This is a genomic window from Thioalkalivibrio sp. ALE20, assembly GCF_000381405.1.
Taxonomy (GTDB): domain Bacteria; phylum Pseudomonadota; class Gammaproteobacteria; order Ectothiorhodospirales; family Ectothiorhodospiraceae; genus Thioalkalivibrio.
Genome location: NZ_KB906471.1, coordinates 62,584 through 88,840, shown reverse-complemented (window position 1 = coordinate 88,840; position 26,257 = coordinate 62,584). Strand labels below are relative to the sequence as shown.

Here is a 26,257-nt window from a genome sequence, read left to right as displayed (position 1 = left end):
GATGCGGCGCCTTAGCGCGCCACCATCTTGTTGACCCAGTCCTTCACCGAGCTGATCAGCGTATTGGCACGCACGTCGTCGGTGGGGATGGGGCGGGTGACTCGCGGCGGCAGATACGTATTGACCGGCTTGTAGCCCAGCTCGGGCATCTGCTTCACCCCGCCGCGTTCGCGCACCAGACGGCTGACCTCGGATTCTTCGTCGTCGAAGTCACCGAAGAAGCGCGCATGCGCCGGGCAGGTGATCACGCAGGCCGGCTGGCGCTCTTCCGGCGGCAGGGCCTCGTCGTAGATGCGGTCCACGCACAGGGTGCACTTTTTCATCACGCCGTCTTCGCGGTCCAGCTCGCGGGCACCGTAGGGGCAGGCCCAGGCGCAGTAGTTGCAGCCCATGCACTTGTCCTGGTCGACCAGCACGATGCCGTCTTCCGGGCGCTTGTAGGAGGCGCCGGTCGGACAGACGTTCACGCAGTCGGCATGCTCGCAGTGCATGCAGGACATGGGGATGTTGACGGTCTTGTTGTTGGGGTAGTCCCCGACCTCGTAGTGGCGGATGCGGTTGAACCACACGCCGCTGGGGTCTTCGCCGTAGGGCTGATAGTCGGTCAGCGGCCCGGTGGTGCCGCTGGTATTCCACTGCTTGCAGGCTACCGCGCAGGCATGGCAGCCCACGCAGGTATCCATGTCGATCACGAGTCCAAGACGCATGGTTGGTACTCCCTCAAATCGTTCGTGCGGGCGAACCCCGTGACGGCGCCGGGCCGCCACGGGGCGGGCCGGCTCAGTTCTTGTCGTCGTCCAGCGAACCGCGGGTCAGCACGTCGCGGATGTCGCGGTTCAGGTGCACGGGCTTGTGCGCGTGGTAGCGCAGCTGGTCCGGCGATTCGGACATGCCCGGCGTGGCCTTGACCTTGTCGAACTGCGGCCAGGAGCCCTGCTCCTCCGGCTCGGCCGGCGTGATCCTGACCTTCAGGTCGTACCACGCGGCCTGGCCGGTGACAGGGTCGGAGTTGGTGATGTCGTCCACCGGGTCGCCCTTCTCCGGCAGCAGCTCGCTGATGAGGTGATTCATCAGGAAGCCCTTCTGCGACTCGTTGGCGTCGTCCTTCAGACCCCAGGCGCCCTTCTGCTTGCCGATCGCGTTCCAGGTCCAGACAGTGTTGGGTTCGCAACCCTCGATCAGCTTCACCTGCACGCGGATCTTGCCGTTGTGCGACTCCAGCCACACCCAGGACATGTCGGCGATGCCCATGGACTCGGCCTTCTGGCGGTTCATGTACAGGTAGTTCTGGGCGCAGATCTGACGCAGCCAGGCGTTCTGCGAATCCCAGGAGTGGTACATGAACATCGGGCGCTGGTTGACCGCGTAGAACGGGTACTCGTCCTCGTCGATCCGGGTCTGCTCCAGCGGCTTGTGCCAGATCGGCAGCGGATCGAAGAACTCGGCCAGACGATCCTTGTGCTCCTGCTTGGTCGGCTGCGGGCCGTCATACAGGCCCTGGCCGGCCAGCTTGAAGCGCTGCTGGGTCTCGGAGTAGAGCTCGATGGTGATCGGGTCGGTCTTGCCCACCCAGCCGGCGTGCTTCGCCAGCTCCAGGTACTCCTGGTTGGCGTAGCGGTAGAACTGCTGGCTCTCCGGCAGGTGATACATGAAGAACCCCTGGTTCTCGATGTACGCCTCCCACTGCTTCGGATTCGGCTCACCGCGCAGGTGGCTCTGACCGTCCTTGCCGCGAAAGCCCGACAGGAAGCCGATGCCCGGCTCCTTCTCGAAGTTGACGATGAAGTCCTTGTAGTCCTCGAACTTGCGGCTGCCGTCGTCCTTCGTGAATGCCGGGAACTTCAGGCGGCTGGCCAGCTCGACCATCACCTCCTGCCACGGACGCACGTCGCGATCCGGTTCCAGGATCGGGTGGCGGATGGAGTCCGCCGCCGCGGCCGGCTCGGAGATCGGGCGGTCGAGCATGGAGATGGTGTCGTAGCGCTCCAGATAGGTGGTATCCGGCAGCACCAGATCGGCAAAGCTGACCATCTCGGAGTTGAACGCGTCCGAGACCACGAGATACGGGATCTTGTACTCGCCGTTCTCGTCCTTGGCCCGCAGCATGTCCATCACTTCATCGGTGTTCATCGTGGAGTTCCACGACATGTTCGCCATGAAGAAGATGAGCGTGTCGATCGGGTACGGGTCGCCCTTGACCGCGTTGGTCACGACCATGTGCATCATGCCGTGGTTGGAGATCGGCGCATCCCAGGAGAAGGCCTTGTCGATGCGCAGCGGGTTGCCGTCGTCATCGATCACCAGGTCTTCCGGCGCGGTCGGGAACCCCAGCGGCGGGCTCTTCAGCGGGGTGTTCGGCGCGCATTCCTTCGCCGGCTTGATGCCCGGCGGGACGTGCTTGGGATACGGCGGCTTGGCCAGGTGACCGCCGGGGCAGTCCACCGAACCCAGCATGATCTGCAGGAAGTGGATCGCGCGGCAGGTCTGGAAGCCGTTGGAGTGCGCCGAGATGCCGCGCATCGCGTGCATGGACACCGGACGCCCGACGACCTTGTCGTGCTTGCGGCCCCAGGAGTCGGTCCACTCGACGTCCAGCTCGATGGTCTCCTTGAACGCGACGTGGGCCATCTCCAGCGCCAGGCGCTCGGTCTGCTCGGCCGGCACGCCGGTGATCTCGGCGGTGTTCTCCGGAGAGTACTCGTCATCCAGATAACGCTCGGCCAGCAGGGTCATCACGGTCTTGACCGGGCGGCCGTCCGGGGCGGTGTACTCGCCGAACAGCGCCGGCTTGATGTCCACCTGGCTGCCGTCGACGAAGTCTTCCTTCTCCAGCTCCCAGACCAGCGGGTTGTCGTTGTCGTCGCGCAGGATCAGGCCGTCGCCCTGCTGCCCCGGGGTATGCACCACCAGCTGGGTGGCATTGGTGTAGCGCACCAGGAAGTCCCAGTCGAACTGGCTGTTCTTCAGCAGCACGTGCAGCATCGACAGCGCGAACAGGCCGTCGGTGCCGGGCTTGATGCCCACCCATTCGTCGGCGATCGCCTGATAGCCGGTGCGCACCGGGTTGATGGCCACGAACTTGCCGCCGTTGCGCTTGAGCTTCTCCAGCCCGATCTTGATCGGGTTGGAGGCATGGTCCTCGGCCACGCCCCACAGCATGTGGTACTTGGTGCGGTCCCAGTCGGGGTCGCCGAATTCCCAGAAGGCAAAGCCCGTGGTGTACAGGCCGCCGGCGGCCATGTTCACCGAACAGAAGCCGCCGTGGGCCGCCCAGTTGTAGGTGCCGAACTGGGTCGCCCACAGGCCGGTCAGGGCCTGCATCTGGTCACGGCCGGTAAAGAACGCCAGCTTGCGCGGATCGGTCTCGCGGATCTTCTTCAGGCGCTCGGACAGGGTGTCGATGGCCTCGTCCCAGGAGATCGGCTCGAACTCGCCGGCGCCGCGCTCGGTGCCCGGCTTGCGGCGCATCGGCTGATGCAGGCGGGCCGGGGACTGCTGCTTCATGATCCCGGCGTTGCCCTTGGCACAGAGCACGCCCTTGTTGATCGGATGATGCCGGTTCCCCTGGATGTAGCGGACCTTGTTGTCCTCCACGGTGACCTTGATGCCACAGCGACAGGCACACATGTAACAGGTGGTGTACTTGATCTCCTGCTTGCCGTGATCTTCGAATTCGGGCAGGGCACTCATGGGCGCGACCTCGTTGACTGTCGGTTCAGTTGTCCACGGCGTATTGTGGACCCCGCCGGAAGGCTTGGCCAACGAGAAGTACTTATGCTCGGATAACCCATATTAATCCCAGAAAGAATTTATTTATTCTCGCGCCGGAACTGGGCATTTTCCGCGCGACCCGCCGCATGGGCTACGATGTTCCCTCGCAAACATAACGCCTCGCCCGAGGCCGGGGGCCTGGATGAACGACCGCGGACTGGTGGATCCCTTTGGCCGGAAGATCGAATACGTGCGCGTATCGGTCACCGACCGCTGCGACCTGCGCTGCTTTTACTGCATGCCGGAGGGCTTTCGCGATTTCGAAGTGCCCGAGCACTGGCTGACCTTCGACGAGATCGAGCGGGTGATGGCGGCCTTCGGGCGCCTCGGCACCCGGCGCGTGCGCCTGACCGGGGGCGAGCCGCTGGTGCGCCACAACATCCCGGATCTGGCGGCGCGGCTGAACGCCCTGCCGGGCATCGACGACATCTCGCTGTCCACCAATGCGGTGCGTCTGGCGAAGCACGCCGACGCGCTGGCCGCGGGCGGGGTCGGGCGCATCAACGTCAGCCTGGATACCCTGCGCCCGGAGGTCTTCAAGGACGTGACCGGCGGCAAGCTGGAGAAGGTGCTGGACGGGCTGATGGCAGCGAAGCGCGCCGGGCTGGACCCGATCAAGATCAACATGGTGGTGATGGGCGGCATCAACGATACGGAGGTCGGCGACATGGTCGACTTCTGCATCGAGCACGGTTTCACCCTGCGTTTCATCGAGACCATGCCGGTGGGCGACACCGGGCGCGCGGCGAACGAAGGCCACTACGTGAACCTGCAGGACGTGCGCCGCGACCTGGAGCAGCGTTTCGAGCTGCTCCCCGGGGTGATGCCCGGCGGCGGCCCGGCGCGCTATGTGCAGGTGGCGGGCACCGACATCCGCATCGGCTTCATCACCCCGATCTCCCAGCATTTCTGCGACACCTGCAACCGCGTGCGGCTGTCGGTGGACGGCACCATCCACACCTGCCTGGGCAACGAGCACAGCCTGGCGCTGCGTCCGCGGCTGCGCGACGGCTGCAGCGATGCCGAGCTGGAAGAGGCGATCCGCGAGGCGATCGCGCTGAAGCCCGAGCGCCACGAATTCAACGAGCGCCCGGAGAAGGTCATGCGCTTCATGTCCATGACCGGGGGGTGAGTCAGGCCACCCAGATCGTCTTGGCATTCACAAACTCGCGGATCCCCAGATCGGCCAGTTCGCGCCCGTAGCCGGAATCCTTTACCCCGCCGAAGGGCAGGCGCGGGTCGCTCTTCACCACCGCGTTGACGAACGCACAACCGCATTCCAGCTGGCGCGCCATCGCCTCGCCGCGGGCGCGGTCGGCGGTCCACACCGACCCGCCCAGACCGAAGCGCGAGCGGTTAGCCAGCTCCACCGCCGCCGCGGCATCCGCAGCCCGCGTAATCGCGGCGACCGGCCCGAAGGTCTCCTCGTCGAACGCCGCCATCCCCGGCTCCACGTGATCCAGCACGGTCGGCGCATAGTAGAAGCCTTCGCCCTCCAGCGGCTGACCGCCGGTGCGGCACACCGCGCCGGCCGCGACACTGCGCTGCACCTGGTCGTGCAGTTCGTCGCGCAGATCGCCGCGCGCCAGCGGGCCCAGATCCGTCCCGTCTTCCATCGGATCACCCGTGCGCAGGCCCGCCACCGCCTGGCTCAGGCGGTCCGCAAAGGTCTCGGCGATCGAATCCTCGACGATGAACCGCTTGGCCGCGATGCAGGTCTCGCCGTTGTTCTGGAACCGCCCGCGCAGGGCCTCGCGCACCACGGTGTCGAGGTCCGCGTCATGCAGGACGATGAAGGCGTCCGAACCGCCCAGCTCCAGCACCGAAGTCTTCAGGGCCTTGCCCGCAGCCGCACCCACTGCACGCCCGGCGCGCTCCGAACCCGTCAGACTCACGCCCTGCACCCGCGGATCGGCGATCAGACCCTCGACCGCAGCGGAACCCACCGGCAGGTTACGGAAGACCCCGTCGGGGAACCCGGCCGCGCGGAACACCTCCTCCAGCGCCTGCGCGCACCCGGGGACATTGGAGGCATGCTTGAGCAGCACGGTGTTGCCGGCCAGGGTCGCCGGAATGGCCTGGCGGAAGGCCTGCCAGTAGGGAAAGTTCCACGGCATGACCAGCAGCACGGTGCCCAGCGGCTGCCAGGCCACATACGAGCGGTCCGCCTCGGTGGCCACCGGGACATCCAGCAGGAAGCCCGGCCCGTGCTCGGCGTAGTACTCGCAGGCCACCGCGCACTTCTCCAGCTCGGCCAGCGCCTCGACCCGCCGCTTGCCCATCTCGCGGGTCGCGGTCACCGCCAGTTCCTCCACGCGCCCGCGCAGGACCGCGGCCAGCTCGCGCAGCAGGGCGGCCCGTTCGTGCACCGGCTGCAGGGCCCAGGCCGCGCGGGCGTCCACCGCGCCCTGCAGCGCGGCCTCCACGCCGGCGGCATCCAACCGCGGGTAACTCGCCAGCACCTTGCCGGTGGCCGGATTGACGGCAGTCAGTTCAGTCATCTTCGGGCCTCTCTCTCGGGACTCGCCGGGCCAGCGCCCGCCCGGGTGGATTGATCACGCGCCCACAGCCGAGTATAAGACGCACACATCCGTATTCGGTAAGGGCCTTCGCAATCATGTCGACTCTCTCGATTCGCAACGTCTGCCTGCTGGGCGGAACGGGCTTCGTCGGGCACCACATCGTGGCGCGGCTGATCGACCGTGGACTGAATGTACGCGTGGTGACGCGCCACCCGCACCGTCACCGCGAGCTCATGGTGAACCCCGAGGTCGACCTGATCGCCGGCAACGTCCACGACCCGGAGGATCTCGACCGGGTCCTGCGCGACCAGGATGCCGTGATCAACCTGGTCGGGATCCTCAACGAGCGCGGCCACGACGGCTCCGGCTTCCGCCGCGCTCACACCGAGCTGACGGAAAAGGCCCTGGCCGCCGCCGAGCGCCAGGGCGTGCGCCGCTTTCTGCAGATGAGCGCGCTGAAGGCCGACATGCCGGACCCGCCCAGCCACTACCTGCGGACCAAGAGCGAGGCCGAACAGGCCGTGTTCGCGGCCACGGCCTTCCCGGTCACGGTGTTCCGCCCGTCGGTAATCTTCGGCCCGGAGGACAGCTTCCTCAACCGCTTCGCCACCCTGCTGCGCTTCTCCCCGATGATGCCGCTGGCCCGCGCCGAAGCACGCTTCGCCCCGGTGTTCGTGGGCGACGTGGCCGACCACTTCGCCGCGGCCCTGAACGATCCGGGGACTTTCGGTCAGGGGTTCGAACTGTGCGGCCCGCGGGAATACGGCCTGGGCGAACTGGTGCGCTACGTCGGCCGGGTCTCCGGCCACCGGCGCCCGGTCCTCGGCCTGCCGGACTGGGCGGGCCGCCTGCAGGCGAACGTCCTGGAGTACGTGCCGGGCAAGCCGCTGTCGCGCGACAACCTCGCCTCGCTGTCGATCGACAGCGTATGCGCCGGACAGACCCTGCACTGCCCCACACGGCTGGAGAGCATTGCGCCCACCTATCTGGGCAAGGGCGGCCGCGAGGCGCGCATGCAGCAGCTGCGCACCAGCTACGAGCGCGACTGAGGCGCCCGCGTCCGGGATGCACATCTATCTGGTCGGTGGCGCGGTCCGCGACCGGCTCCTGGGCCGCCCGGTCAGTGAACGCGATTACGTAGTGGTGGGCGCCACGCCCGAGGCCATGGAAGCGGCCGGCTATCGTGCCGTGGGGCGCGACTTTCCGGTGTTCCTCCATCCGCGGACGCAGGAGGAATACGCCCTCGCCCGCACCGAGCGCAAGACCGCGCGCGGCTACCACGGCTTCCAGTTCAACGCCGCCCCCGATGTCCCGCTGGAACAGGACCTGGAACGGCGCGACCTCACCATCAACGCCATGGCCGAGGACGACGGCGGCGAGCTGATCGACCCGTTCGGCGGCCGTACCGACCTGGAAAACCGCATCCTGCGGCATGTCTCCCCGGCCTTCGCCGAAGACCCGGTACGCCTGCTGCGTCTGGCACGCTTCGCCGCCCAGCTGGCCCCCTGGGGGTTCGAGATCGCCGACGAGACCCGCGCCCTGCTGCGCGAGCTGGTCGCCTCGGGGGAAGTTGACGCCCTGGTACCGGAACGCGTCTGGGCCGAGTTCGAAAAGGCCCTGGCCAGCCCCGCTCCGCGCCGGTTCATCGAGGTGCTGCGCGAATGCGGGGCGCTGGAGGTACTGCTGCCGGAACTGGAACGGCTGTTCGGCGTACCTCAGCCAGCGAAATACCATCCCGAGATCGACACCGGCGTACACACCCTGATGGTGCTGGACCAGGCCACGCGCCTGAGCGACGCGCCCGAGGTCCGCTTCGCCGCGCTGACTCATGATCTGGGCAAGGCGGATACCCAGGAGGACATCCTGCCCGCGCACCACGGGCACGAGGAACGCAGCGTCACCCACATCAAGGCGCTCGCCGAACGCCTGCGCATTCCCCGGCGCTACCGCGACCTCGCGATCCGGGTGGCGCGCCATCACGGCCTCGCGCATCGCCTGTTCGAACTGCGCCCGAAGACCGTGATGAAACTGATCGAGGGCCTGGATGCCCTGCGCCGCCCGGAAAACGTCGAGCCCTTCCTGCTGGCGGTCGAGGCCGACTTCCGCGGGCGCACCGGCTGGGAGGAGCGCCCCTACCCCCAGGCCGACGCTCTGCGCCGCGCCGTGGAGGCCGCCGCGGCCGTCAGCCCGCAACCCCTGATCGAGGCCGGCCACCAGGGCCCGCAGCTGGGCGAGGCTCTGCGCCACGAGCGCATCCGCGCAATCGCCGACGCGCTGGCCAAAGACTGAAACCGGCACCACTTGCCTGCAACGCGCAGCGGCCGTACTCTTCACGGTTCGTTGCCGCACAGAGGATCCCGCAATGGATTTCGCCAAGGCCCGGATGAACATGGTGGAACAGCAGGTACGTCCCTGGGACGTGCTGGACATGCGCGTGCTGGGGGTGATGGAGACGCTGCCGCGCGAGCGCTTCATGCCCGAGCCCTACCAGGCCCTGGCCTACGCCGACACGGAGATCCCCCTGGGCCACGGCGAGGAGACCCTGCCGCCGCGCGTCATCGGACGCATGCTGCAGGCGGTCGCCCCGCAGCCCACCGACACCGTGCTGGAGATCGGCACCGGTTCCGGCTATGCCACCGCCTGCCTCGCGAGCCTGGCTGCGCATGTAGACAGCGTGGATCGCCATGACGACCTGCGTCTGGCCGCGCGCAACCGCCTGCACGACCTGGGGCTCACCAATGCCGCCCCGCGCACCGGAACGGTGACCCCGGGCTGGCGCCCCCCGCGCGAACGCTACGACGTCATCGCGCTTAACGGGGCGATGACCGAATACGACGATTTCCTGGAACAATTCCTCGCCCTGGGCGGCCGCCTGTTCGTGATCACCGGGGAACCGCCGATCATGGAAGCGCGCCTGATCACCCGCACCACCGAGGACAACACCCGGCACGAGGACCTTTTCGAGACGCGGGTCCCGCCGCTGGCCGGTTTCGAGCCGCGTCCGGCCTTCGAGTTCTAGATCCCGCGAAACCCGCGGATCCACCGGGCCCGCCCGCCTTCGGCGGCGGGCTTTGCTAGTATCGAGAACTTCGCCAGCCCGGAATCGAATCGCCATGAAACGACTGCATCCCCTGATCGCCGCCGCCGGTCTCGCCCTGTTCACGGCCGCCCCCGCCCAGGGCGCGAGCCTGATGGAAGTCTACGAACAGGCCGCGCAGGAAGACGCCGAACTGCAGATCGCCGAGGCGGAATACCGCAGTGCCCTGCAGAATCGCCCGGCCGCCCGCTCCGGTCTCCTGCCCCAGCTGCGCGGCGAGATCGAAGGCGGTGCGTTCTACAACGACCCGGACGGACGCGACAGCACCGATGGGCGGCAGAGCCGTTTTGCGCTGTTGCTGGACCAGAGCATCTACGACCGGCGCAACTACGTGGAACTGAGCCAGGCCGACCTGGAGATCGCCCGGGCCGAGGCGGAACGCGATGCCGCGCGCCAGGACCTGATGCTGCGGGTGTCCGAAGCCTATTTTGACGTGCTCGTGGCCCAGGAAGGCCTGGAATTCAGCGTCGCCGAACTGGAGGCCATCGAGCGCCAGCTGGAGCAGACCGAACGCCGCTTCGACGTCGGCCTGATCGCCAGCACCGACGTAAAGGAAGCCCGCGCCCAGCGCGACCTGGCCGAGGCCCAGCGCATCGGCGCCGAAAACGAACTGGACGTGGCCCGCGAACAGCTGGCATTGATCACCAACCGCTACTGGGACGAACTCGATACCCTGGCCCCCGATGCCGAACTCCAGCTGCCGCAGCCGCGGGATGCCGAGGCGTGGGTGCAGCGTGCCCTGGAGAACAACCTGGAGCTGGCCGCGCAGCGCCTCGCCACCGAGACCGCGCGCGAGCAGATCGACCGCCAGCGGGCCGAAGGTCTTCCTCGTCTCGGCCTCAACGCCTCAGTCAGCGAAAACCGCTTTCATTCGGTGGACGAACCAGCCATGCCTCCCGGCCAGAGCTCCCAGTTCAACGACTCCACCGAAGCTCAGATCGGCATCCGTCTGGAGATCCCGCTGTACACCGGCGGCCGGGTGACCGCCCTGACCCGTCAGGCGCGCGAGGACTTCCAGGCCGCGCAGCAGGGGCAGACGCAGGTCGAGCGCATGACCCGGCGCGACACCCGCAACGCCTATCTCGCCTCGGTGGCCGCCGAATCCCGCGTGCGCGCACTGAACCGGGCACTGGAATCGACCCAGGCCGCGTTCGAGGCGGCCGAGGCCGGCTTCGAGGTCGGCACCCGCACTCAGGTGGATGTCCTGCTGGCCCTGCGCGAAGTGTTCGGCGCCGAGCGCGACTTCGCCGAGGCGCGTTACGAGTTCCTCGCCAACACCCTGCGCCTGGAACGCGCGGCGGGGCAGCTGGCCGAGGAAGACCTCGAATCCATCGACGCCATGCTGGAGTGATGAGCGGGGCTGCGCGGGCTCGCTGCGAGCGTTCCGAACGCTCGCCGCTGCTGCTGGTCGACCTGCAGGAGCGGCTGATGGCGGCGATGCCGGAAACCGATCGTGAACGCACCGTGCGCAACGCCGGGCGGCTGGTGGAAGCCGCGCGCCAGCTGGGTATTCCGGTGGAGGTGTCGCGCCAGTATCCGCAGGGGCTGGGCGACACCGTTGAACCACTGCGCTCCGCGCTCGAGGATCTCGGCGATCTGGCCACCGTGACCGACAAGACCGCCTTCTCCTGCTGCGGCGAGGCGGCCCTGGAGCAGCGCCTGGCGGGTTGCCACAGCGTGGTCATCGGCGGTGCCGAGACCCACGTGTGCGTGACCCAGACCGCGCTGGACCTGCTGGATGCCGGGGTCACGGTGTTCGTGGCGGCCGATGCGGTGTGCTCGCGCAACCCCGAGCTGCGCGGCAACGGCCTCGAGCGCCTGCGCGCGGCGGGGGCGATCATCACCAATCACGAATCCGTGCTTTTTGAATGGCTGGGCGATGCCCGCGCCGCCGAGTTCAAGTCGGTCAGCCAGCTGCTGCGCGAGGTCTGAGATGCGCGTGATCGGCAACATCCTGCTGGGCATCTGGCTCGTGCTGTACGGCCTGCGCGGGCTGCTCGGACTGCAGTTCCAGTACGATCATTACGTCATGAGTGCCCTGGCACTGACCGCCGGCGTGCTCTTCATCCTGCGTCGATAAAGGGATCCCGATCGCATGCGCCTGACCCCGGACGAATACCGCGAGCTGGACGGCCGCCGCATCACCCTGCTGGGGATGTCGGGAGTCGGCAAGACGCGGCTGTCCAACATGCTGCGCCAGGAGGACTGGTTCCATTACTCCGGCGACTATCGCATCGGCACGCGCTACCTGAACGAACCGATCCTGGACAACATCAAGTCCCAGGCGATGCAGGTCCCGTTCCTGCGCGAGCTGCTGCGTTCGGACTCCATCCAGATCATCAACAACATCACCGTCGACAACCTGCACCCGGTGTCCAGCTTCCTCGGCAAGCTGGGCAACCCGGAGCTGGGCGGGCTGCCGCTAACCGAATTCAAGCGCCGCCAGGCCCTGCACCACGAGGCCGAAGTGCAGGCGATGCTGGACGTGCCGGACTTCATCCACAAGGCGCGCACCCTGTTCGGCTACCCGCATTTCGTCAACGATGCCGGCGGTTCGGTGTGCGAGCTGGACAGCCCCGGCGTGCTCGAGACCCTGGCCGAACACACCATCATCCTCTATATCCAGGCCACGGACGAGGACGAGCGGGAGCTGATCGAACGCGCCGAGGCCAACCCCAAGCCGCTGTACTACCGCGAGGCCTTCCTCGACCAGCAGCTGGCCGAATACATGCGCATCGAGGAACTGGAGTACGTCGCCCAGATCGACCCCAATGCCTTCGTGCGCTGGGTATTCTCGCGCCTGTTCCGGGCGCGGCTGCCGCGTTACGAACAGATCGCCGAGACCTGGGGCTACACCGTCAGCACCACCGAGGTGGCCCGGGTGCGCAACGCGGCCGACTTTGACGAGCTGGTCTGCATGGCCCTGGAACGCGAGAGGCGACTGTAATGCCCCTGGTTGCACACTCCGGACTCCCCACCTTCGAACGCCTGCGCAGCGAGGGCGAATCGGTCCTGCCGAACGACTTCGCCCGCCAGCAGGAGATTCGCGCGCTGCACATCGGGCTGCTGAACATGATGCCGGATGCCGCACTGGCGGCCACCGAGCGTCAGTTCTTTCGCCTGATCGGCGAGAGCAACCAGATCGCGCAGTTCTACATCCATCCGTTCACGCTGCCGCAGCTCAAGCGCGGCCGGAAGGGGCGCGAGCACGTCGAGAACTACTACGAGGACTTCGAGAAGCTCAAGGAAGAAGGCCTGGACGCGCTGATCATCACCGGGGCCAACGTGACCCAGCCGGATCTGGCCCTGGAGCCGTTCTGGGAACCGCTGGCCGAGGTGGTGGACTGGGCCTGGCAGAACGTGACCTCCACACTGTGCTCCTGCCTCGCGACCCATGCGGTGCTGCAGTCGCACTACGACGAACACCGCCAGCACATGGGCGAGAAGCTCTGGGGCGTGTTCCCGCACCGGGTGGTCGACCGCGGGCACCCGCTGGTGACCGGGGTGAACACCCGTTTCGACGTGCCGCACTCGCGTTACAACAAGGTCACCCGCGAGCAGTTCGAACGCCACGGCCTGCGCGTGCTGGTGGAAAGCGAGGAAGCCGGCATCCATCTGGGCGCCTCGCCGGACGGTTTCCGCATGGTCTTCTTCCAGGGCCATCCGGAGTACGACTCGATCAGCCTGCTCAAGGAATACAAGCGCGAAGTGGTGCGCTATATCGAGGGCGACCGCAAGGCCTATCCGCCGCTGCCGGAGAACTACCTGATGCCGCAGGCGGCCGCGATCCTCGATGAACACCGCGAGCACGTGGAGGCGGCGCTGGAGCACTGCACCGAGATCCCGGCCCTGCCCGAGGCCCTGCTGCTGGACCGCCTGGACAACACCTGGCACGACACCGCGCTGGCAGTCATCAACAACTGGCTGGGCAACGTCTATCAGCTGACCAACCTCGACCGCCGCAAGCCCTTCCGCGACAGCGTCGACCCCGACGACCCGCTGGCCGGGCGGCGGTAGAACGTTACGCCGGAACCCGACCCCGGTCATTGCGAGGCGCCGCAGGCGCCGTGGCAATCTTTTCTGCGGAGGCACCCGAGCCGAACGCCCTGTCGGTGTCCGGAGATTGTCACGGCGCCCTCGGCGCCCCGCAATGACGGGCGACACAACGGAAGGACTGCATGACCGAGACCGATCGCGACAAACGCCGACGCCCCCTCGTCAGCCTGTACGAGACCATCGCCGGCGACGAGGATGCCCGTGCCTGCAAGGACATCCCCGAGGGGGCCTGCAACGCGCAGCCACGCAATTTCCTCGTCCACCTGGTCGCCAACACCCTGTCCAAGATCGGCGACGAACTGGCCTCCGCGCGCCTGGTCCTCGCCTGGCTGCTGAGCGCGCTGGGGGCCCCGGCCGCGTTCGCCGGTTTCCTGGTCCCCATCCGTGAATCGGGCTCGCTGCTGCCGCAGCTGTTCGTGGCCGCCTCGATCCGCCGCCGCGCCATCCGCAAGGGGTTCTGGGTACTGGGCAGCGCGCTGTCCGGGTTTGCGGTCGCGGGCATGGCGATCACCGCCCTGACCCTGGAGGGGGCCGCCGCGGGCTGGGCCATCATCGCCCTGCTGATCGTGTTCGCCCTGTCGCGCGGCATCAACTCGGTAGCGTCCAAGGACGTGCTGGGCAAGACCATCGCCAAACAGCGCCGCGGCACGGTGATGGGCTACGCCGCCTCGGCCGCCGGCTTCTTCACCCTGGCCCTGGGCGGGTACCTGACGCTGGCCAGCCTGGACGATGCCGGTATCGGCCTGTTCGTGGCCCTGCTGGCAGCCTCGGCCGGCGCGTGGTGGATCGCGGCGGCGGTGTTCGCCCGCCTGCACGAGGATCCGGGGGCCACCGAAGGGGGCGTCAACGGGTTCGGCGAGGCGCTGCGCTCGCTGCGCCTGCTGTGGAGCGAGCGCGCCTTTGGTCACTTCGTGCTGACCCGCGCACTGCTGATGAGCACTGCGCTGGCGCTGCCGTTCTACGTGCTGCTGGCCGAAGATGCGACCGAGGGGGCACTGGCGACCCTGGGCCTGCTGATCCTCGCCAGCGGTCTCGCCTCCGCACTCAGTGCCCCGGTGTGGGGCCGGATGTCCGACCGTTCCGCCCGCGGGGTACTGGTGGTCGCCGGACTGCTGGCGACGCTGCTGGGCTTCGTCGTCGCCCTGGGGAGCTGGTTCGCCCCGGCCGCCTCCGGCCTGCTGGACATGGGCTGGGTGCATGCGGTGCTGTTCTTCCTGCTGGGCATCAGCCACGCGGGCGTGCGTCTGGGGCGCAAGACCTATCTGGTCGACATGGCCACGCAGGAGACCCGCGCGGCCTTCACCGCGGTCAGCAACACCGTCATCGGCGTGCTGCTGCTGGTCGGGGGCCTGTTCGGCCTGGTGGCCCAGCTGGCCGGCACCGAATTCGCCATCTTCGTACTGGCGCTGATGAGTCTGGCCGGGGCCCTGAGCGCCTGGCGCATGAAGGAGGTCTGAACATGGCCCTGATCACCCTGCGCGACATCCACCTGGCCTATGGCATGGCCTCGCTGCTGGACGGCGCCGGCCTGAGCCTGGAACCCGGCGAGCGGGTGGCGATCGCCGGGCGCAATGGCGAGGGCAAGTCGACCCTGCTGCGCATCCTCGCCGGCGAGGTGGAGCCGGATGCCGGCGATATCACCCGCCGCGACGGGCTGACCGTCGCGTGGCTGACCCAGGAGCTGCCGCCGGGCATCGAGGGGAGCGTGTTCGACGTGGTCGCCGAAGGCCTGGGCGAGTCCGGGCGGCTGCTGGAACGCTTTCACCACCTGAGCCAGGCGGCCGCCAGCGGCGACGCCGAGGCCCTGGAGAAGATGGGGCCGGTACAGGCACAGCTGGACGCGATCGACGGCTGGAGCTTGCAGAACCGGGTCGAAACCACCCTGTCGCGGCTGGAGCTGGACCCCGAGGCCGAGTTCGCCACCCTCTCCGGCGGGCTCCGGCGCCGTGTGTGGCTGGCCCGCGAACTGGTGCGCGATCCCGACATCCTGCTGCTGGACGAGCCCACCAACCACCTGGACGTGGCCGCGATCCGCTGGCTGGAGGGCTTTCTGACCGGCAGCCGCATGACCGTGGTGTTCATCAGCCACGACCGCCAGTTCATGGAGAACGTGGCCACCCGCATCCTCGAGCTGGACCGTGGCCAACTGCACGAACACCCGCCGTCCATCGCCGCGTTCCGCGAGCGCCAGGCCGAGCGGCTGGAGGTCGAAGCCCGCCAGCAGGCGGAGTTCGACCGCAAGCTGGCGCAGGAGGAGGCCTGGATCCGCCAGGGCATCAAGGCCCGGCGTACGCGCAACGAGGGCCGCGTGCGCGCATTGCAGCAGCTGCGTCAGAAACGCGCCGAACGTCGCGAACGCGCGGGGCAGGTGCGCATGCAGCTGAGCCCGGAACAGCGCTCCGGCAAGCGGGTGATCGAGGCCGAACACGCCAGTTTCGGCCACGCCGGCAAGCCGGTGCTGCACGACGTGAACCTGCTGCTGCAGCGCGGCGACACCCTGGGCGTGATCGGCCCCAACGGCGCCGGGAAAACCACCCTGCTGCGCGGCCTGCTGGGCGATCTGCCGCCGCTGGCCGGGACGGTCAAGCTGGGCACCCAGCTGACCATCGCCTACTTCGACCAGACCCGCGCCCACCTGGACGAACAGACCACCGTGCAGGATGCCGTGGGCGAGGGCCGCGAACAGGTGACGGTCAACGGCGAGACGCGCCATGTGCTGAGCTATCTGGGCGATTTCCTGTTCCCGCCGGCGCGCGCCCGCCAGCCCGTCTCCGCGCTGTCCGGCGGCGAACGCAACCGCCTGTTGCTGGCGAAGCTGTTCCTGCGTCCGGCCAACCTGCTGGTGCTCGACGAACCCACCAACGATCTCGACGTGGAGACCCTGGAGCTGCTGGAGTCGCTGCTGATCGAATACAAGGGCAGCGCCATCGTGGTCACCCACGACCGCGCATTTCTCGACAACGTGGCCACCAGCACCCTGGTGGTCCCCGGCGATGGCAGCATCGAGGAGTTCGTCGGCGGCTGGTCGGATCTGCCCGAGCGCGTGACCCGGCGCCTGATCGAGGGGGACCCGGCGCCGGACTCCGGGGCCGCCGCGGACGCGGCATCCCGGGCCACAACCCGGACCGCCCCGGCGCCGGAGCCCGCCGTCGCGGCCTCGGGCTCGGGCTCGGGCTCGGGCTCGGGCTCGGGCAAGCTCTCCTACAAGGATGCCCGCGAACTGGAGGCCCTGCCGGGCCGCATCGAGGCGCTGGAGACGGAGCAGGACTCGATCAACCAGGCCCTCTGCGACCCCGAAACTCAGCGGGACGGCGAGCGCGTGCGCGAACTGCAGGCGCGCCTGGCCGAAGTGGAACAGGAGCTGGAAGAAGCCTACCAGCGCTGGGAAGAACTGGAATCCTGAAGCTCTCGCCCGCGTCTCTCCCGGTGAAGCCCGGCCGGACCACCTGCCTTTTCGCGGCTCCGGGAGCGATGCCCCCCCACGAAACACTCAACTCCGGGGCATCTTTGCCGTAACAGCAGGAGAAACGACACGACCCGCGGGTCACCCTTTTCGTGTACGCCCGTACGCGGTGGTAGCAAGCGCCCGCAGAGGCGCCGGCGGAGGAGCAACTCATGCTGGACAAGTTTTCGATCCGCGGACTGCTGACGGCCGGCTTCGGCCTGGTGGTCCTGATCCTCGTCATCAACTCGGTCATGGCCCTGCATGCGCTGCAGACCGGCGCCCGGGACGTACAGAACCTGACCGGAGAAGACTACCCGGCCGTCGCCCGGGTCAACGAAGTCCAGCAGCGGCTGCAGGAAAGCGCGGCCTTCCTGGGCTTCTACCTGATGAGCGACGAGCAGGGCCACCATGACGCCTGGCTGGAATCCATGGACGCCCTGCAGACCGCGGCACGGGAGCTCAACAACGACCCGGTGGTGGCGGCCGACCGCGACATGGCCCGCTCGGCCGAAGCGGTCCGCGAACACGTCGACCGCTTCCACGGCCACGTCGACCGTCTGACCGAACTGGCCACCGACGACGCCGCCAACATGCCCGCGCTGGACATCGCCAACCAGCGGGCCAATCCCGCCACCCGCGCCATGGCGCAGCAGGCGTCCACGATGATCGACGCCGAGACCAACCTGCCGGAGTTCCAGCGTTCCCTGGAACGTCTGCAGCAGTTCCATAACCTGCGCATGAGCGCACTGCAGGTCACCTCGAACCTGCGCGGCTTCCTTGCCTTCCGCGACGACGCCTTCGTCCAGAACGTGAATCTCTATCGCGGGCAGCTGGAAAGCATCGTGGAGGATCTCGAAGGGCAATCCGCCACCCTGGACTTCGAACAGGAAATCGCGCTGGAAGATTTCGCCGGATCACTGGAAACCCTGCGGGGTGCGCTGGACGACATCTTCGAGGTCCACGGCTCGCCCGAGGCATTCCAGGATGCCGACATGATCCGCACCGAAATCGGCCCGCTGCTGATGGAAGCCCGCGGGGAACTGGATGGGCTCAGCGAGGCCATCACCCGGCGTGCGGAGACCCGGGCCGGTGAACTGACCACCACCATGCGCAACACCCAGGTGGCGCAGATGGTGCTGGCCATCGCGGGCATCATCCTCGGACTGGCCGGCGCGGCCACCATCATCATCACCATCCGCCGGGCCATGAACCGCTCGTCCACCGCGCTGGAGGAGATCGCCGACGGCGACGGCGACCTGACCCGCCGGCTGGAAGAGCACGGACTGAAGGAGACTGCCGCGCTGGGGCGCGCCTTCAACCGCTTCACCGACAAGATCGCCAGTGCCGTGGGCAAGGCCCGTGGCAGCACCGAGACCCTGCGTCAGGCCACCGACAACCTGAACCAGGAGGCCTACGGGGCGCGCGAGGCGGTTTCGCGCCAGCGCGACGAGACCGAACGCGTGGCCACCGCCATCAACGAGCTGCAGAGCAGCGCCGAGGAGATCGCCCGCAACACCGACGCCACCTCGCAGTCGGGCCAGGAGGCCGGTAACGCCGTACACCAGGGCATGGAGGTGATGGAACGCAACGTGGCCTCGATGTCCTCCCTGCTGGGCACGGTGGAACAGGCCGCCGACACGGTCTCGAACCTGGGCGAGGATTCCCGCCAGATCGGCACCATCCTCGAGGTGATCCGCGGAGTGGCCGAGCAAACCAACCTGCTGGCGCTGAACGCCGCGATCGAGGCGGCCCGCGCCGGCGAACATGGCCGCGGCTTCGCGGTGGTCGCCGACGAGGTGCGCAAGCTCGCCACCCGCACCCAGGAGTCCACCGACGAGATCGAGGGCATGATCTCGCGGCTGCAGAGCGCCACCAACAACGCGGTCTCGGTGATGAAGAAGGGCCAGGAAGAGGCGGAGACCACCATGGAACACACCGCCGAAGTGAACGGCGCGCTGCAGCAGATCCGCCAGTCGGTGGACACCATCTCCGAGATGACGGATCAGATCGCCGTCGCGGCGCGCCAGCAGACCACCGTGGTCGAGGACATCAACCGCACCATCGTGCAGATCTCCGACGGGGCCGACCAGTCGGCCGAGACCGCCGACCGTGTCAGCGCGGCCTCCGACGAGCTCAAGCAGGTGGAAAGCGAGATCCAGCGCGCCCTGGCGCAGTTCCGCCTCTGAACGCCGGCCGCGGGGGTAGCCGGGTCCGCCGCCGGGGCTGCCCGCGCGGACCCGAAACCGCTGCCCCGGGCGGTGCATTGTTCCCCGTCACGCCCCCGTGGCAGTCTTGTTCGATGCTGAACCTGCGACGCCCGGCACCCCCGACGGACCCCGCGGCCGATCGCGAACGCTTCCGGCGAGCGTTGCTGTGGCCCTTCTTCGGGGTGATGGCCCTGGTCCTGATCCACGCCCTGCAGGAAATGCTGGGCGCGGATTTCTCGCGTCTGGGCATCCTGCCGCGCGACGGCGTCGGCGCGCTGGGGATCTTCACCTCGCCCCTGATCCACGGATCCTGGGGGCACCTGATGGCCAACGCCCCCACCCTGTGGGTGCTGGGCATCCTCACGCTCTACGGCTTCCCGCAGGCCACGCGCACCGCGGTCCCGCTGATCTGGATCATGGGCGGGCTGGGGGTCTGGCTGTTCGCCCGCGAGGGCCTGCACATCGGCGCCAGCGGCCTGACCCACGGCCTGATGTTCTTTGCCGTGGTCATCGGTATCCGCCGCCGCGATGCGCTGTCCATCGCGCTGACGATCATCGTGCTGTTCCTCTACGGCAGCATGTTCTGGGGGGTATTCCCGACCACCCCCGGCGTGTCGTTCGAGGCGCACCTGTTCGGCGCGACCGTGGGCGCAGTCTGCGGCTGGTTCCTGTACCGCCGCGACCCCTTCCCGGTGGCACAGCGCTACGCCTGGGAAGAAGACCCGGACGACCCCACCGACGCGGAGACCCTGCGCAAGATCGAGCAGGGCCGCCTGGACGAGATCGAACCGCCCCGCCACCGCGACCAGCACGGCCCCGGCGGCCCTGACGGCCCCGACGATCCGCCCGACCGCCGGACTTAGTCCCCGAAGGTCACCCGCAGACCCGCGCGCAGGGTCAGCCCCGGGGCGGGCTCGTAATGCCGTCCGAAGTTTGCGTTGATGCGAACGTTGTCGATGTTGTCGGCATCCAGAAGGTTGTTCGCGCCAACGAAGGTCTCGATATTCGCGCCGTTGCGCGTCCACTCGCGCCCGGCCCGCAGGTTGACCGTGGTCTGCGAGCCGACGCGCTCGTCGTTGGCGTCGTCGGCGTAGCGCGCCCCGGCGTGCAGGGCATCCACGGTGACGAACCAGGGACCGTCGCGCCAGTCGGCCTCCAGGAACAGTTGTTCGCGCGGCAGTCCGGGCAGCCGATTGCCGTCGTGGCGCACGCCGTCGACGTCTTCGTATTCACGGAAGCGGAAATCATTGAGGGTGAAGGCGCTGCTCAGGGTCCATTGCGGCGTCGCCTGCCAGTCCAGTGCCAGTTCCAGCCCGTCGCGCGCGGTGCGACCGGCATTGGTGTAGAAGTCCCGGTCCCCCTCGCCCTCGATCTGGAAGGGCGTGATCTCGTCGCGCACCCGTGTGCTCCAGAGCACCGCCTCCCAGCCGAACGCACCCTGTTCGCCGCGCCAGCCCAGTTCCAGGCTGCGAGCCTTCTGCGGCTCGAGGTCCGGGTTGAAGCCGCCTCCGCCCCCGGGATTGGCGAATTCGGTGAAGGTCGGGGTCTCGAAATTGGTGGCCACGTTCACCCACGCCCGCTGCCCCGGGCGGAAATGCCACACCAGCCCCGCCATCAGGCTCTCCTCGCGGAAGGTGCGCCCATCCGAACGATCCGGCTCGCCGACCTCCTCGGAAAAGTCATCATCGATGCTGAAACGAATACGATCGTGGCGCGCCCCCAGCACCAGGTTCCAGTCCTCGCCCAGCAGGGTATCGGTATGCAGGAAGGCGCCACGGGTGCGGGCGCGTTCGGTCTGTTCCAGGGCAAGATTGGTGACGGGATCATTCGGGTCCGCGGAACAACCGGGAGCCTCGTCGTCTTCCTCGGGATCACGATCGAACAGCTGTCCGGCGGAACAGCGTCGGGTCCGTTCGTCGCGCTGTTCCTCCAGATCCACGCCCGCCAGCCAGCGCGTTGGCCCGAGATCGCCCTCCAGCTGGGCATTCAGCCCGTAGAAGTCGCGCTCGTAGGCCACCCGGCTCGACCCCGGGAACGGCAGCTGCTGGGCGTAGTCGCGCTGCGTCCAGAATCCGCCGACGCGCAGATCCAGCTCACCCACCGGCTGCTCCCAGCGCAGCCCGGCGGTCAGCTGTTCGGCTTCCTGGGTCGCATCCAGCGACTCGGCGTTCGGGGCGGCCTGGCGCCGGTCCGCGCGAAGCTCGTCGCGGGTCAGTCCGCCCGGGTCCTCGGTGCGCGGGGCGTCCAGGTAGCGCAGGTGGGCACGCAGCGTGCCGTCGCCCAGTTCGCTTGCCGTATGCAGGCGCAGATAGCGCTTTTCCGCCCGCGACTGGTCGCGGTAGCCATCCATGCGGAAATCATGCGCGGTCAGCGAGTAGCGGTGCTCGCCGAGGTCCGCCTCGCTGGTCGCCTCCAGCCGACGAAACCCGTGCGAGCCTGCCAGCACCCCGCCGCCATGCCCGCGGGGCTCGCTGCCGTCCCGGGTGCGAATCGAGATCACCCCGCCTGAGGCGTTGCCGTACAGCGCCGCGCTGGGCCCGCGCAGCACCTCGATGTCGCGGATGTTCAGCAGGTCGATCGCATCCACCTGCGACTGCCCGTCCGGCGTGGTCTCGGGGATCCCGTCCTGCAGGATGCGCAGCCCGCGCACGCCGAACGGCGCCCGCGAGCCGAAACCGCGTATGGAGATGCGCACATCCTGAGCGAAGTTGTGGCGGTTCTGCGCATACAGCCCGGGCACCCGGTTGAGCGCCTCGTCCAGCTGCAGCCCCTGGCGCGCCTCGGTGGCCTGACGCCCGTCCACCCGGCTGACCGAGGCCGGCAGCTCCGCCAGTGGCGTCGTCAGCCGCGGCGCCGACACCTCCACCGGATCCAGCACCACGGGCTCGTCCGCCAGCCCTGCCAGGGGCAGGAGCACGGACAACGTCCCCGCGACACGCAAAAGACAGCTCGACATGACCCCCTCCCGTTCTTGAACGTCCGTGTTACCGAGTCGTCATCGCCCGGCAACACATGCGTCATTTCCGTTCTCTAGCGTGGGCGAACCATTCGCTAGAAGGAGCACCCTCACATGCAACATGCGAAACATTCCCGCCGGCTGTCTACCCTGGCGCTGGCCATGAGTGCCCTGTTTGCTGGTAGCAGTGGCACCGTAGCCGCTCAGGCCATCGATGCCGACGATGTTGACGCGGGCCAAGTCCAACTCTCCGACGATGTCCTGACGGTCTATCTGCATGACCACGGCGACGCGATCGCCGCCCGTTTCACCGAGGACACCGGCATCGACGTGCAGATCGTCGACATGAGCGGTGGCGAGATCCTGGCTCGCATCGAGGCGGAGCGCGTGAACCCGCAGTGGGATGTGGTTTACGTAATGGGGCACGGCAGTGTCCACCGGCTTCACGACGAAGGCATCCTGCTCCAGGACGACTGGCAGCCGGCGGCGGTCAGCGATTACACCGACCACGCCCGGACGATCTACGAGCGCCATCCCGACGCCTCCTGGTGGCCGGTCACCATCAGCGCCCCCGCGCTGCTCGCTTACAACCGCAGCTGCGAGGGGACCGAGGACATCACCGGCTGGGATGCCCTGCGCGATCCGCAGTTCGAAGGCCGTATCGGGATGCCCAATCCGAACATCTCCGGCCCGGCCTTCCCCTATGTGGCCTCGTTCTTCGAAGACGACATGGATGCCGGCTACGCATTCTGGGAAGACGTCTTCGACAACGGCGTGCGCATGTTCCGCTCCAACAGCCCGGTCGCCGAGGCACTGATGACGGGCGAAATCTGCGTGGCCGGACTGGAAGAGCCGAACACCTACGGTGAAGTCGAAAAGGGCGAGGACATCGGCATCGTCTATCCGGAAGAAGGTGTGCCGGGCGCAGCCCGCGGTATCGGCATCTCGTCGGATACCAGCGTCCGGGATGACGCCCGCGCGTTTGTCGACTGGATCCTTTCGGCCGAGACGCAGGACTACCTGACCGAGATCGAGCATCGCAACAAGTTCTTTCAGCCGGTCAACCGCAACGCGTCCCCGAACGAGCTGCTGCCCCCGAACGAGTATCTCGACGGCGACTCCCCGTACGTCTTCAGCGACTACGTCTGGATGGGCGAGGTCGAGAACACCATCAAGCGCTGGTTCGCCGACCGGATCATGTAATGCCTCCTCTGCCACGGACGGATGCAGCACCCCGGGGCTCTGCCGACAAACAGCAGGGCCCCTTCCTTTGCAGCCCTGGATCCGCACACCGGGCGCGCCATGCGAGCCGGACTTTCCCATGAGCCATGTAACCAACCGTTCGATGTCCCTGACCCCTTCGCCTCTCGCGCGGCTCGCGGCGCGCCTGCCCGGGAACGACACCCTGATCGTCACGCTGGTGTCCGGTTCGCTGGTGCTTCTGGTTGCGCTGCCGCTGGTTGCGATGCTGCTGCATCTGGCCTTCCCGCGCCTCTATCTCGGCGATTTCACCCTGGGGGACTTCCAGCTGTTCCGGGATTTGTGGGAGAGGCGTCTGTGGCGTACTTCGGTGACCAACTCCCTGTTGCTGGCGACCGGGACCATGGTGCTCGGAACCATCATCGGTGCCGGTCTCGCCTGGATCCGCCACAACTACCGCTTTCCGACGGCTGGCCTGATCGATTTCGCCGCCTGGTTCGTGCTGGTGATGCCTTCGTTCATCATCGCCCAGGGCTGGGTGCTGTTTTCCCGCAGCAGCGGTACGGCGGCGCAGCTCGGCATGCCCTGGATGAACGACTTCGTGTTCTCGCTGCCCGGACTGATCACGGTGATGGCGCTGACCAACTTCCCGCTCGACTACCTGGCAACCAGCGCGGCCCTGCAATGGGATGTCTCGCGCTATGAACAGGCGGCCCGGCTGTGCGGCGCAAACGCAGCACAGACTCTGTGGCGGGTGCGTCTGCCACTGCTGATTCCGGCCTTCGCCTCCGCCGCGATCCTGGTGTTCGTCGACAGCATCGGCGATTTCGGGCTGCCGGCGGCCTTTCTCTCGGTATTCAGCTTTCCGCTGATCCCCTACAACATCCGGGCGGAGGTCGCCACGGTGCCCGTATCCTTCGAGGGTGCCGCCGTACTGTCCTTCGTACTGGTCAGCCTTGTGGGGACGGCCATTGCCCTGCAGATCCGGGTGCTGCGCAACGGCGGTCGCGACTTTCTGAGCGCAGCCGCGGCGCCGCGCAATCGCCCGAAGCCGCGGCTGTGGCCGCTGCTGACCACGATCAATCTGGTGTTCCTGACGCTGGCCATCTTTGCCCCGCTGGGAACCAGCCTCTCGGTCTCGTTCATGGACCGCTACAGCCAGGGACTGACCCTGAGCAACCTGACGCTGAGCAACTATGTCGAGGTCCTGTCGGCGGGGTCCTCCCTTCTGCCGGCGTTGCGGAATTCATTCTTCATCGCCTTCACGGCCGCGGGCATCTCCATGATCGTCGGCTTTCTCGCCGCCTACCTGCTCGCCTTCAGCAACAACAAAATGAAGCGTTTCATCGACGTAACCTCCACGGTCACGCTGGCCGTTCCCGGCATCGTGCTCGCAGTGGGTTACATATTCATGTGGAATCAGCGCTGGCTCGCCGATCTGGGCATCCAGGTCTACGGGAGCCCCTGGGCCATCATCCTGTGTTCGGCCGCCGCGTCCATCCCCATCGCAGTACGCGTCATGCTCGGCACGATGTCGCAGACACCGGACTCCTTCATGGCCAGTGCGGCCCTGCAGGGGGCCGGGCTGTTCACGCGCCTGCGCAGCATCCTGATGCCGATGGTCCTGGCCGGCCTCCTCTCGGCCACGCTGGCGGTATTCGCGACCAGCGTCTTCGACCTGGCGATCACCATCATGCTGCAGCCACCGGGCTACCCGACCATTCCGGTGATCATCGACGAAGCCTTCCGCACCGTGGAATACGGCTGGGCCACCGCCGCCACCGTGATCGTCTGCAGCCTGACCGCCCTGATCATCGTCGCCGCCCGCTGGGCCGTGCGGCGCACCTTCCCGTCCTACTTTCTTGTCAACGAGGACCACGCGAAATGAACGGAGAAAGCCTTGATGTAAGCATCCGGGGCCTGACCCGCCGCTACCAGGACAGCATCGCGCTGGACTCGGTGGACCTGGATATCGCCTCCGGCGAGGTGATCGCCGTGCTTGGTTCCTCGGGCTGCGGCAAGTCCACGCTGCTGCGACTGCTGGCGGGGCTCGATACCCCTAGCGAGGGTACGATCGCGATTGGGGGCCACCAGGTGAACGGGCCCGGTTTCCACATCCCGCCGGAGCGCCGGCCGGTGAACATGGTCTTCCAGGACTTCGCATTATGGCCGCACATGAACGTGCGCAAGATCATCGAGTTCGGGATGCGTCACCGGGGCATCCCGCGTGCGGAATGGAACACGCGACTCAGGGACCTGCTCGGGCTGCTGGAACTTGGGGGGCTGGAAGATCGGCTCCCGCGCCAGCTCTCCGGAGGGCAGCAGCAGCGCGTCGCGATTGCGCGGGCCCTGGCCACCCGGCCCCGGCTACTGCTGCTCGACGAGCCGCTGTCCAACCTGGATTCACAGCTGCGCCTGCAGATGCGCGACGAGCTGGCGGCCCTGCTGCGCCGGATCGGTACCACCGCGCTGTATGTAACCCATGACCTCCACGAGGCCATGACCCTGGGCCACCGGCTGGTGGTCATGCGCGACGGCCGGATCGAGCAGAGCGGAACTTCGGACGAAATCTTCCGCAATCCGGGGAGCCCCTGGGTCGCCGGTCTGGTCGGTTTCTCCAACCGGATCCCCGTGGTGGTGGAAGACGTGAACGGCGAGCGGGTCCGGGTCCGCAGCGGCCGCCATCGGCTGGATGCCAGCCGCGGAGAATGGCTGAAGGTTGGTGACGAAGCACTGCTGCTGGCCCAGCCTCAGGCACTCACCCTGGCCAGCGGCGATGGGGCCAATCGGCTGCGGGCACAGGTGCAAAGCTGTCACTTCGAGGGCACCGGCTGGCGCCTGCGCTGCGAGAGCGAGGCCGCCCCCCTGACCGTGCATACCAGCAGCCCGGTCGCCGAGGGCCAGTCGGTCACCATCGAGGTCCCGGCGGAGAGCGCGCGCGCCTACTCCCGGACGGCGGCCTGATTCCGTTCGTCCGGAGCGCCTTGCTGAGCCGGGCGGGCA

At 67.7% G+C, this 26,257-nt stretch carries 20 protein-coding genes; 16 read left to right on the top strand and 4 right to left on the bottom strand.

Features of this window, described 5'->3' with window-relative positions; all coding sequences use genetic code 11:
- Window positions 1–11: 11 nt before the first annotated feature.
- Both F790_RS0100460 and F790_RS0100455 read right to left on the bottom strand, forming a co-directional pair.
- The gene (locus F790_RS0100460; protein ID WP_018869064.1) at window positions 12–707 is read right to left on the bottom strand and encodes a 4Fe-4S dicluster domain-containing protein; all 696 of its coding nucleotides are present in this window, start codon (window positions 705–707) and stop codon (window positions 12–14) included.
- Between the two features lie 73 nt (window positions 708–780).
- Window positions 781–3,690: a molybdopterin oxidoreductase family protein gene (locus tag F790_RS0100455; RefSeq protein WP_019021577.1), complete on the bottom strand. Its 2,910-nt coding sequence runs from the start codon at window positions 3,688–3,690 to the stop codon at window positions 781–783.
- A gap of 223 nt (window positions 3,691–3,913) precedes the next feature.
- Here F790_RS0100455 and moaA point away from each other — a divergent pair, with 223 nt between their 5' ends.
- On the top strand, window positions 3,914–4,903 hold the full coding sequence (gene moaA / locus F790_RS0100450; RefSeq protein WP_019590559.1) for a GTP 3',8-cyclase MoaA: 990 nt from the start codon (window positions 3,914–3,916) through the stop codon (window positions 4,901–4,903).
- Between the two features lies 1 nt (window position 4,904).
- On the opposite strand, the gene F790_RS0100445 is transcribed toward moaA, so the two are convergent.
- Window positions 4,905–6,272, bottom strand: a complete 1,368-nt coding sequence (locus F790_RS0100445; RefSeq protein WP_019590558.1) for an NAD-dependent succinate-semialdehyde dehydrogenase — start codon at window positions 6,270–6,272, stop codon at window positions 4,905–4,907.
- Window positions 6,273–6,388: 116 nt separating this feature from the next.
- Here F790_RS0100445 and F790_RS0100440 point away from each other — a divergent pair, with 116 nt between their 5' ends.
- The 12 genes from F790_RS0100440 (at window position 6,389) to F790_RS0100385 (ending at window position 19,961) form a co-directional block, all read left to right on the top strand.
- Entirely contained in the window at window positions 6,389–7,342 is a 954-nt protein-coding gene (locus tag F790_RS0100440) for a complex I NDUFA9 subunit family protein (protein WP_019021574.1), read from the top strand.
- A gap of 16 nt (window positions 7,343–7,358) precedes the next feature.
- A complete protein-coding gene (locus F790_RS0100435; protein ID WP_019590557.1) occupies window positions 7,359–8,582 on the top strand; it encodes a multifunctional CCA addition/repair protein in 1,224 nt (407 codons plus the stop codon).
- Between the two features lie 73 nt (window positions 8,583–8,655).
- Window positions 8,656–9,312 (top strand): protein-L-isoaspartate O-methyltransferase, encoded by a 657-nt coding sequence (locus tag F790_RS0100430; RefSeq protein ID WP_019021572.1) that lies wholly within the window; start codon window positions 8,656–8,658, stop codon window positions 9,310–9,312.
- A 94-nt stretch (window positions 9,313–9,406) separates the two neighbouring features.
- Window positions 9,407–10,741 (top strand): TolC family outer membrane protein, encoded by a 1,335-nt coding sequence (locus F790_RS0100425; RefSeq protein WP_018869057.1) that lies wholly within the window; start codon window positions 9,407–9,409, stop codon window positions 10,739–10,741.
- A complete protein-coding gene (locus F790_RS0100420; RefSeq protein ID WP_018869056.1) occupies window positions 10,741–11,322 on the top strand; it encodes an isochorismatase family protein in 582 nt (193 codons plus the stop codon). The genes F790_RS0100425 and F790_RS0100420 overlap by 1 nt, the downstream gene beginning before the upstream one ends.
- 1 nt (window position 11,323) lies before the next feature.
- Window positions 11,324–11,470, top strand: coding sequence for a hypothetical protein (locus F790_RS14635; protein WP_018869055.1), 147 nt, complete (start codon window positions 11,324–11,326; stop codon window positions 11,468–11,470).
- A 15-nt stretch (window positions 11,471–11,485) separates the two neighbouring features.
- Window positions 11,486–12,337, top strand: coding sequence for a hypothetical protein (locus F790_RS0100410; protein ID WP_018869054.1), 852 nt, complete (start codon window positions 11,486–11,488; stop codon window positions 12,335–12,337).
- Window positions 12,337–13,407, top strand: a complete 1,071-nt coding sequence (locus F790_RS0100405; protein WP_018869053.1) for a homoserine O-succinyltransferase — start codon at window positions 12,337–12,339, stop codon at window positions 13,405–13,407. Before F790_RS0100410 ends, F790_RS0100405 begins: the two co-directional genes overlap by 1 nt.
- 161 nt (window positions 13,408–13,568) lie before the next feature.
- Window positions 13,569–14,903, top strand: a complete 1,335-nt coding sequence (locus tag F790_RS0100400) for an MFS transporter (RefSeq protein ID WP_019590556.1) — start codon at window positions 13,569–13,571, stop codon at window positions 14,901–14,903.
- A 2-nt stretch (window positions 14,904–14,905) separates the two neighbouring features.
- Window positions 14,906–16,849: an ATP-binding cassette domain-containing protein gene (locus F790_RS0100395; protein WP_019590555.1), complete on the top strand. Its 1,944-nt coding sequence runs from the start codon at window positions 14,906–14,908 to the stop codon at window positions 16,847–16,849.
- A gap of 212 nt (window positions 16,850–17,061) precedes the next feature.
- Window positions 17,062–19,077 (top strand): methyl-accepting chemotaxis protein, encoded by a 2,016-nt coding sequence (locus F790_RS0100390; protein ID WP_019590554.1) that lies wholly within the window; start codon window positions 17,062–17,064, stop codon window positions 19,075–19,077.
- Window positions 19,078–19,190: 113 nt separating this feature from the next.
- The gene (locus F790_RS0100385) at window positions 19,191–19,961 is read left to right on the top strand and encodes a rhomboid family intramembrane serine protease (protein WP_019590553.1); all 771 of its coding nucleotides are present in this window, start codon (window positions 19,191–19,193) and stop codon (window positions 19,959–19,961) included.
- Here the strand turns inward: F790_RS0100385 and F790_RS0100380 are convergent.
- Entirely contained in the window at window positions 19,958–22,054 is a 2,097-nt protein-coding gene (locus F790_RS0100380) for a TonB-dependent receptor family protein (RefSeq protein WP_369773022.1), read from the bottom strand. The two genes, F790_RS0100385 and F790_RS0100380, sit on opposite strands and share 4 nt — an antisense overlap.
- A gap of 114 nt (window positions 22,055–22,168) precedes the next feature.
- On the opposite strand from F790_RS0100380, the gene F790_RS0100375 reads away from it, so the two are divergent.
- From F790_RS0100375 to F790_RS0100365, 3 genes are all read left to right on the top strand, one after another.
- Window positions 22,169–23,257: an ABC transporter substrate-binding protein gene (locus F790_RS0100375; protein WP_019590551.1), complete on the top strand. Its 1,089-nt coding sequence runs from the start codon at window positions 22,169–22,171 to the stop codon at window positions 23,255–23,257.
- 118 nt (window positions 23,258–23,375) lie between these two features.
- The gene (locus F790_RS0100370; RefSeq protein ID WP_019590550.1) at window positions 23,376–25,142 is read left to right on the top strand and encodes an iron ABC transporter permease; all 1,767 of its coding nucleotides are present in this window, start codon (window positions 23,376–23,378) and stop codon (window positions 25,140–25,142) included.
- Complete coding sequence (locus F790_RS0100365; protein ID WP_019590549.1) at window positions 25,139–26,218, top strand: ABC transporter ATP-binding protein; 1,080 nt, start codon at window positions 25,139–25,141, stop codon at window positions 26,216–26,218. The genes F790_RS0100370 and F790_RS0100365 overlap by 4 nt, the downstream gene beginning before the upstream one ends.
- Window positions 26,219–26,257 lie beyond the last annotated feature (39 nt).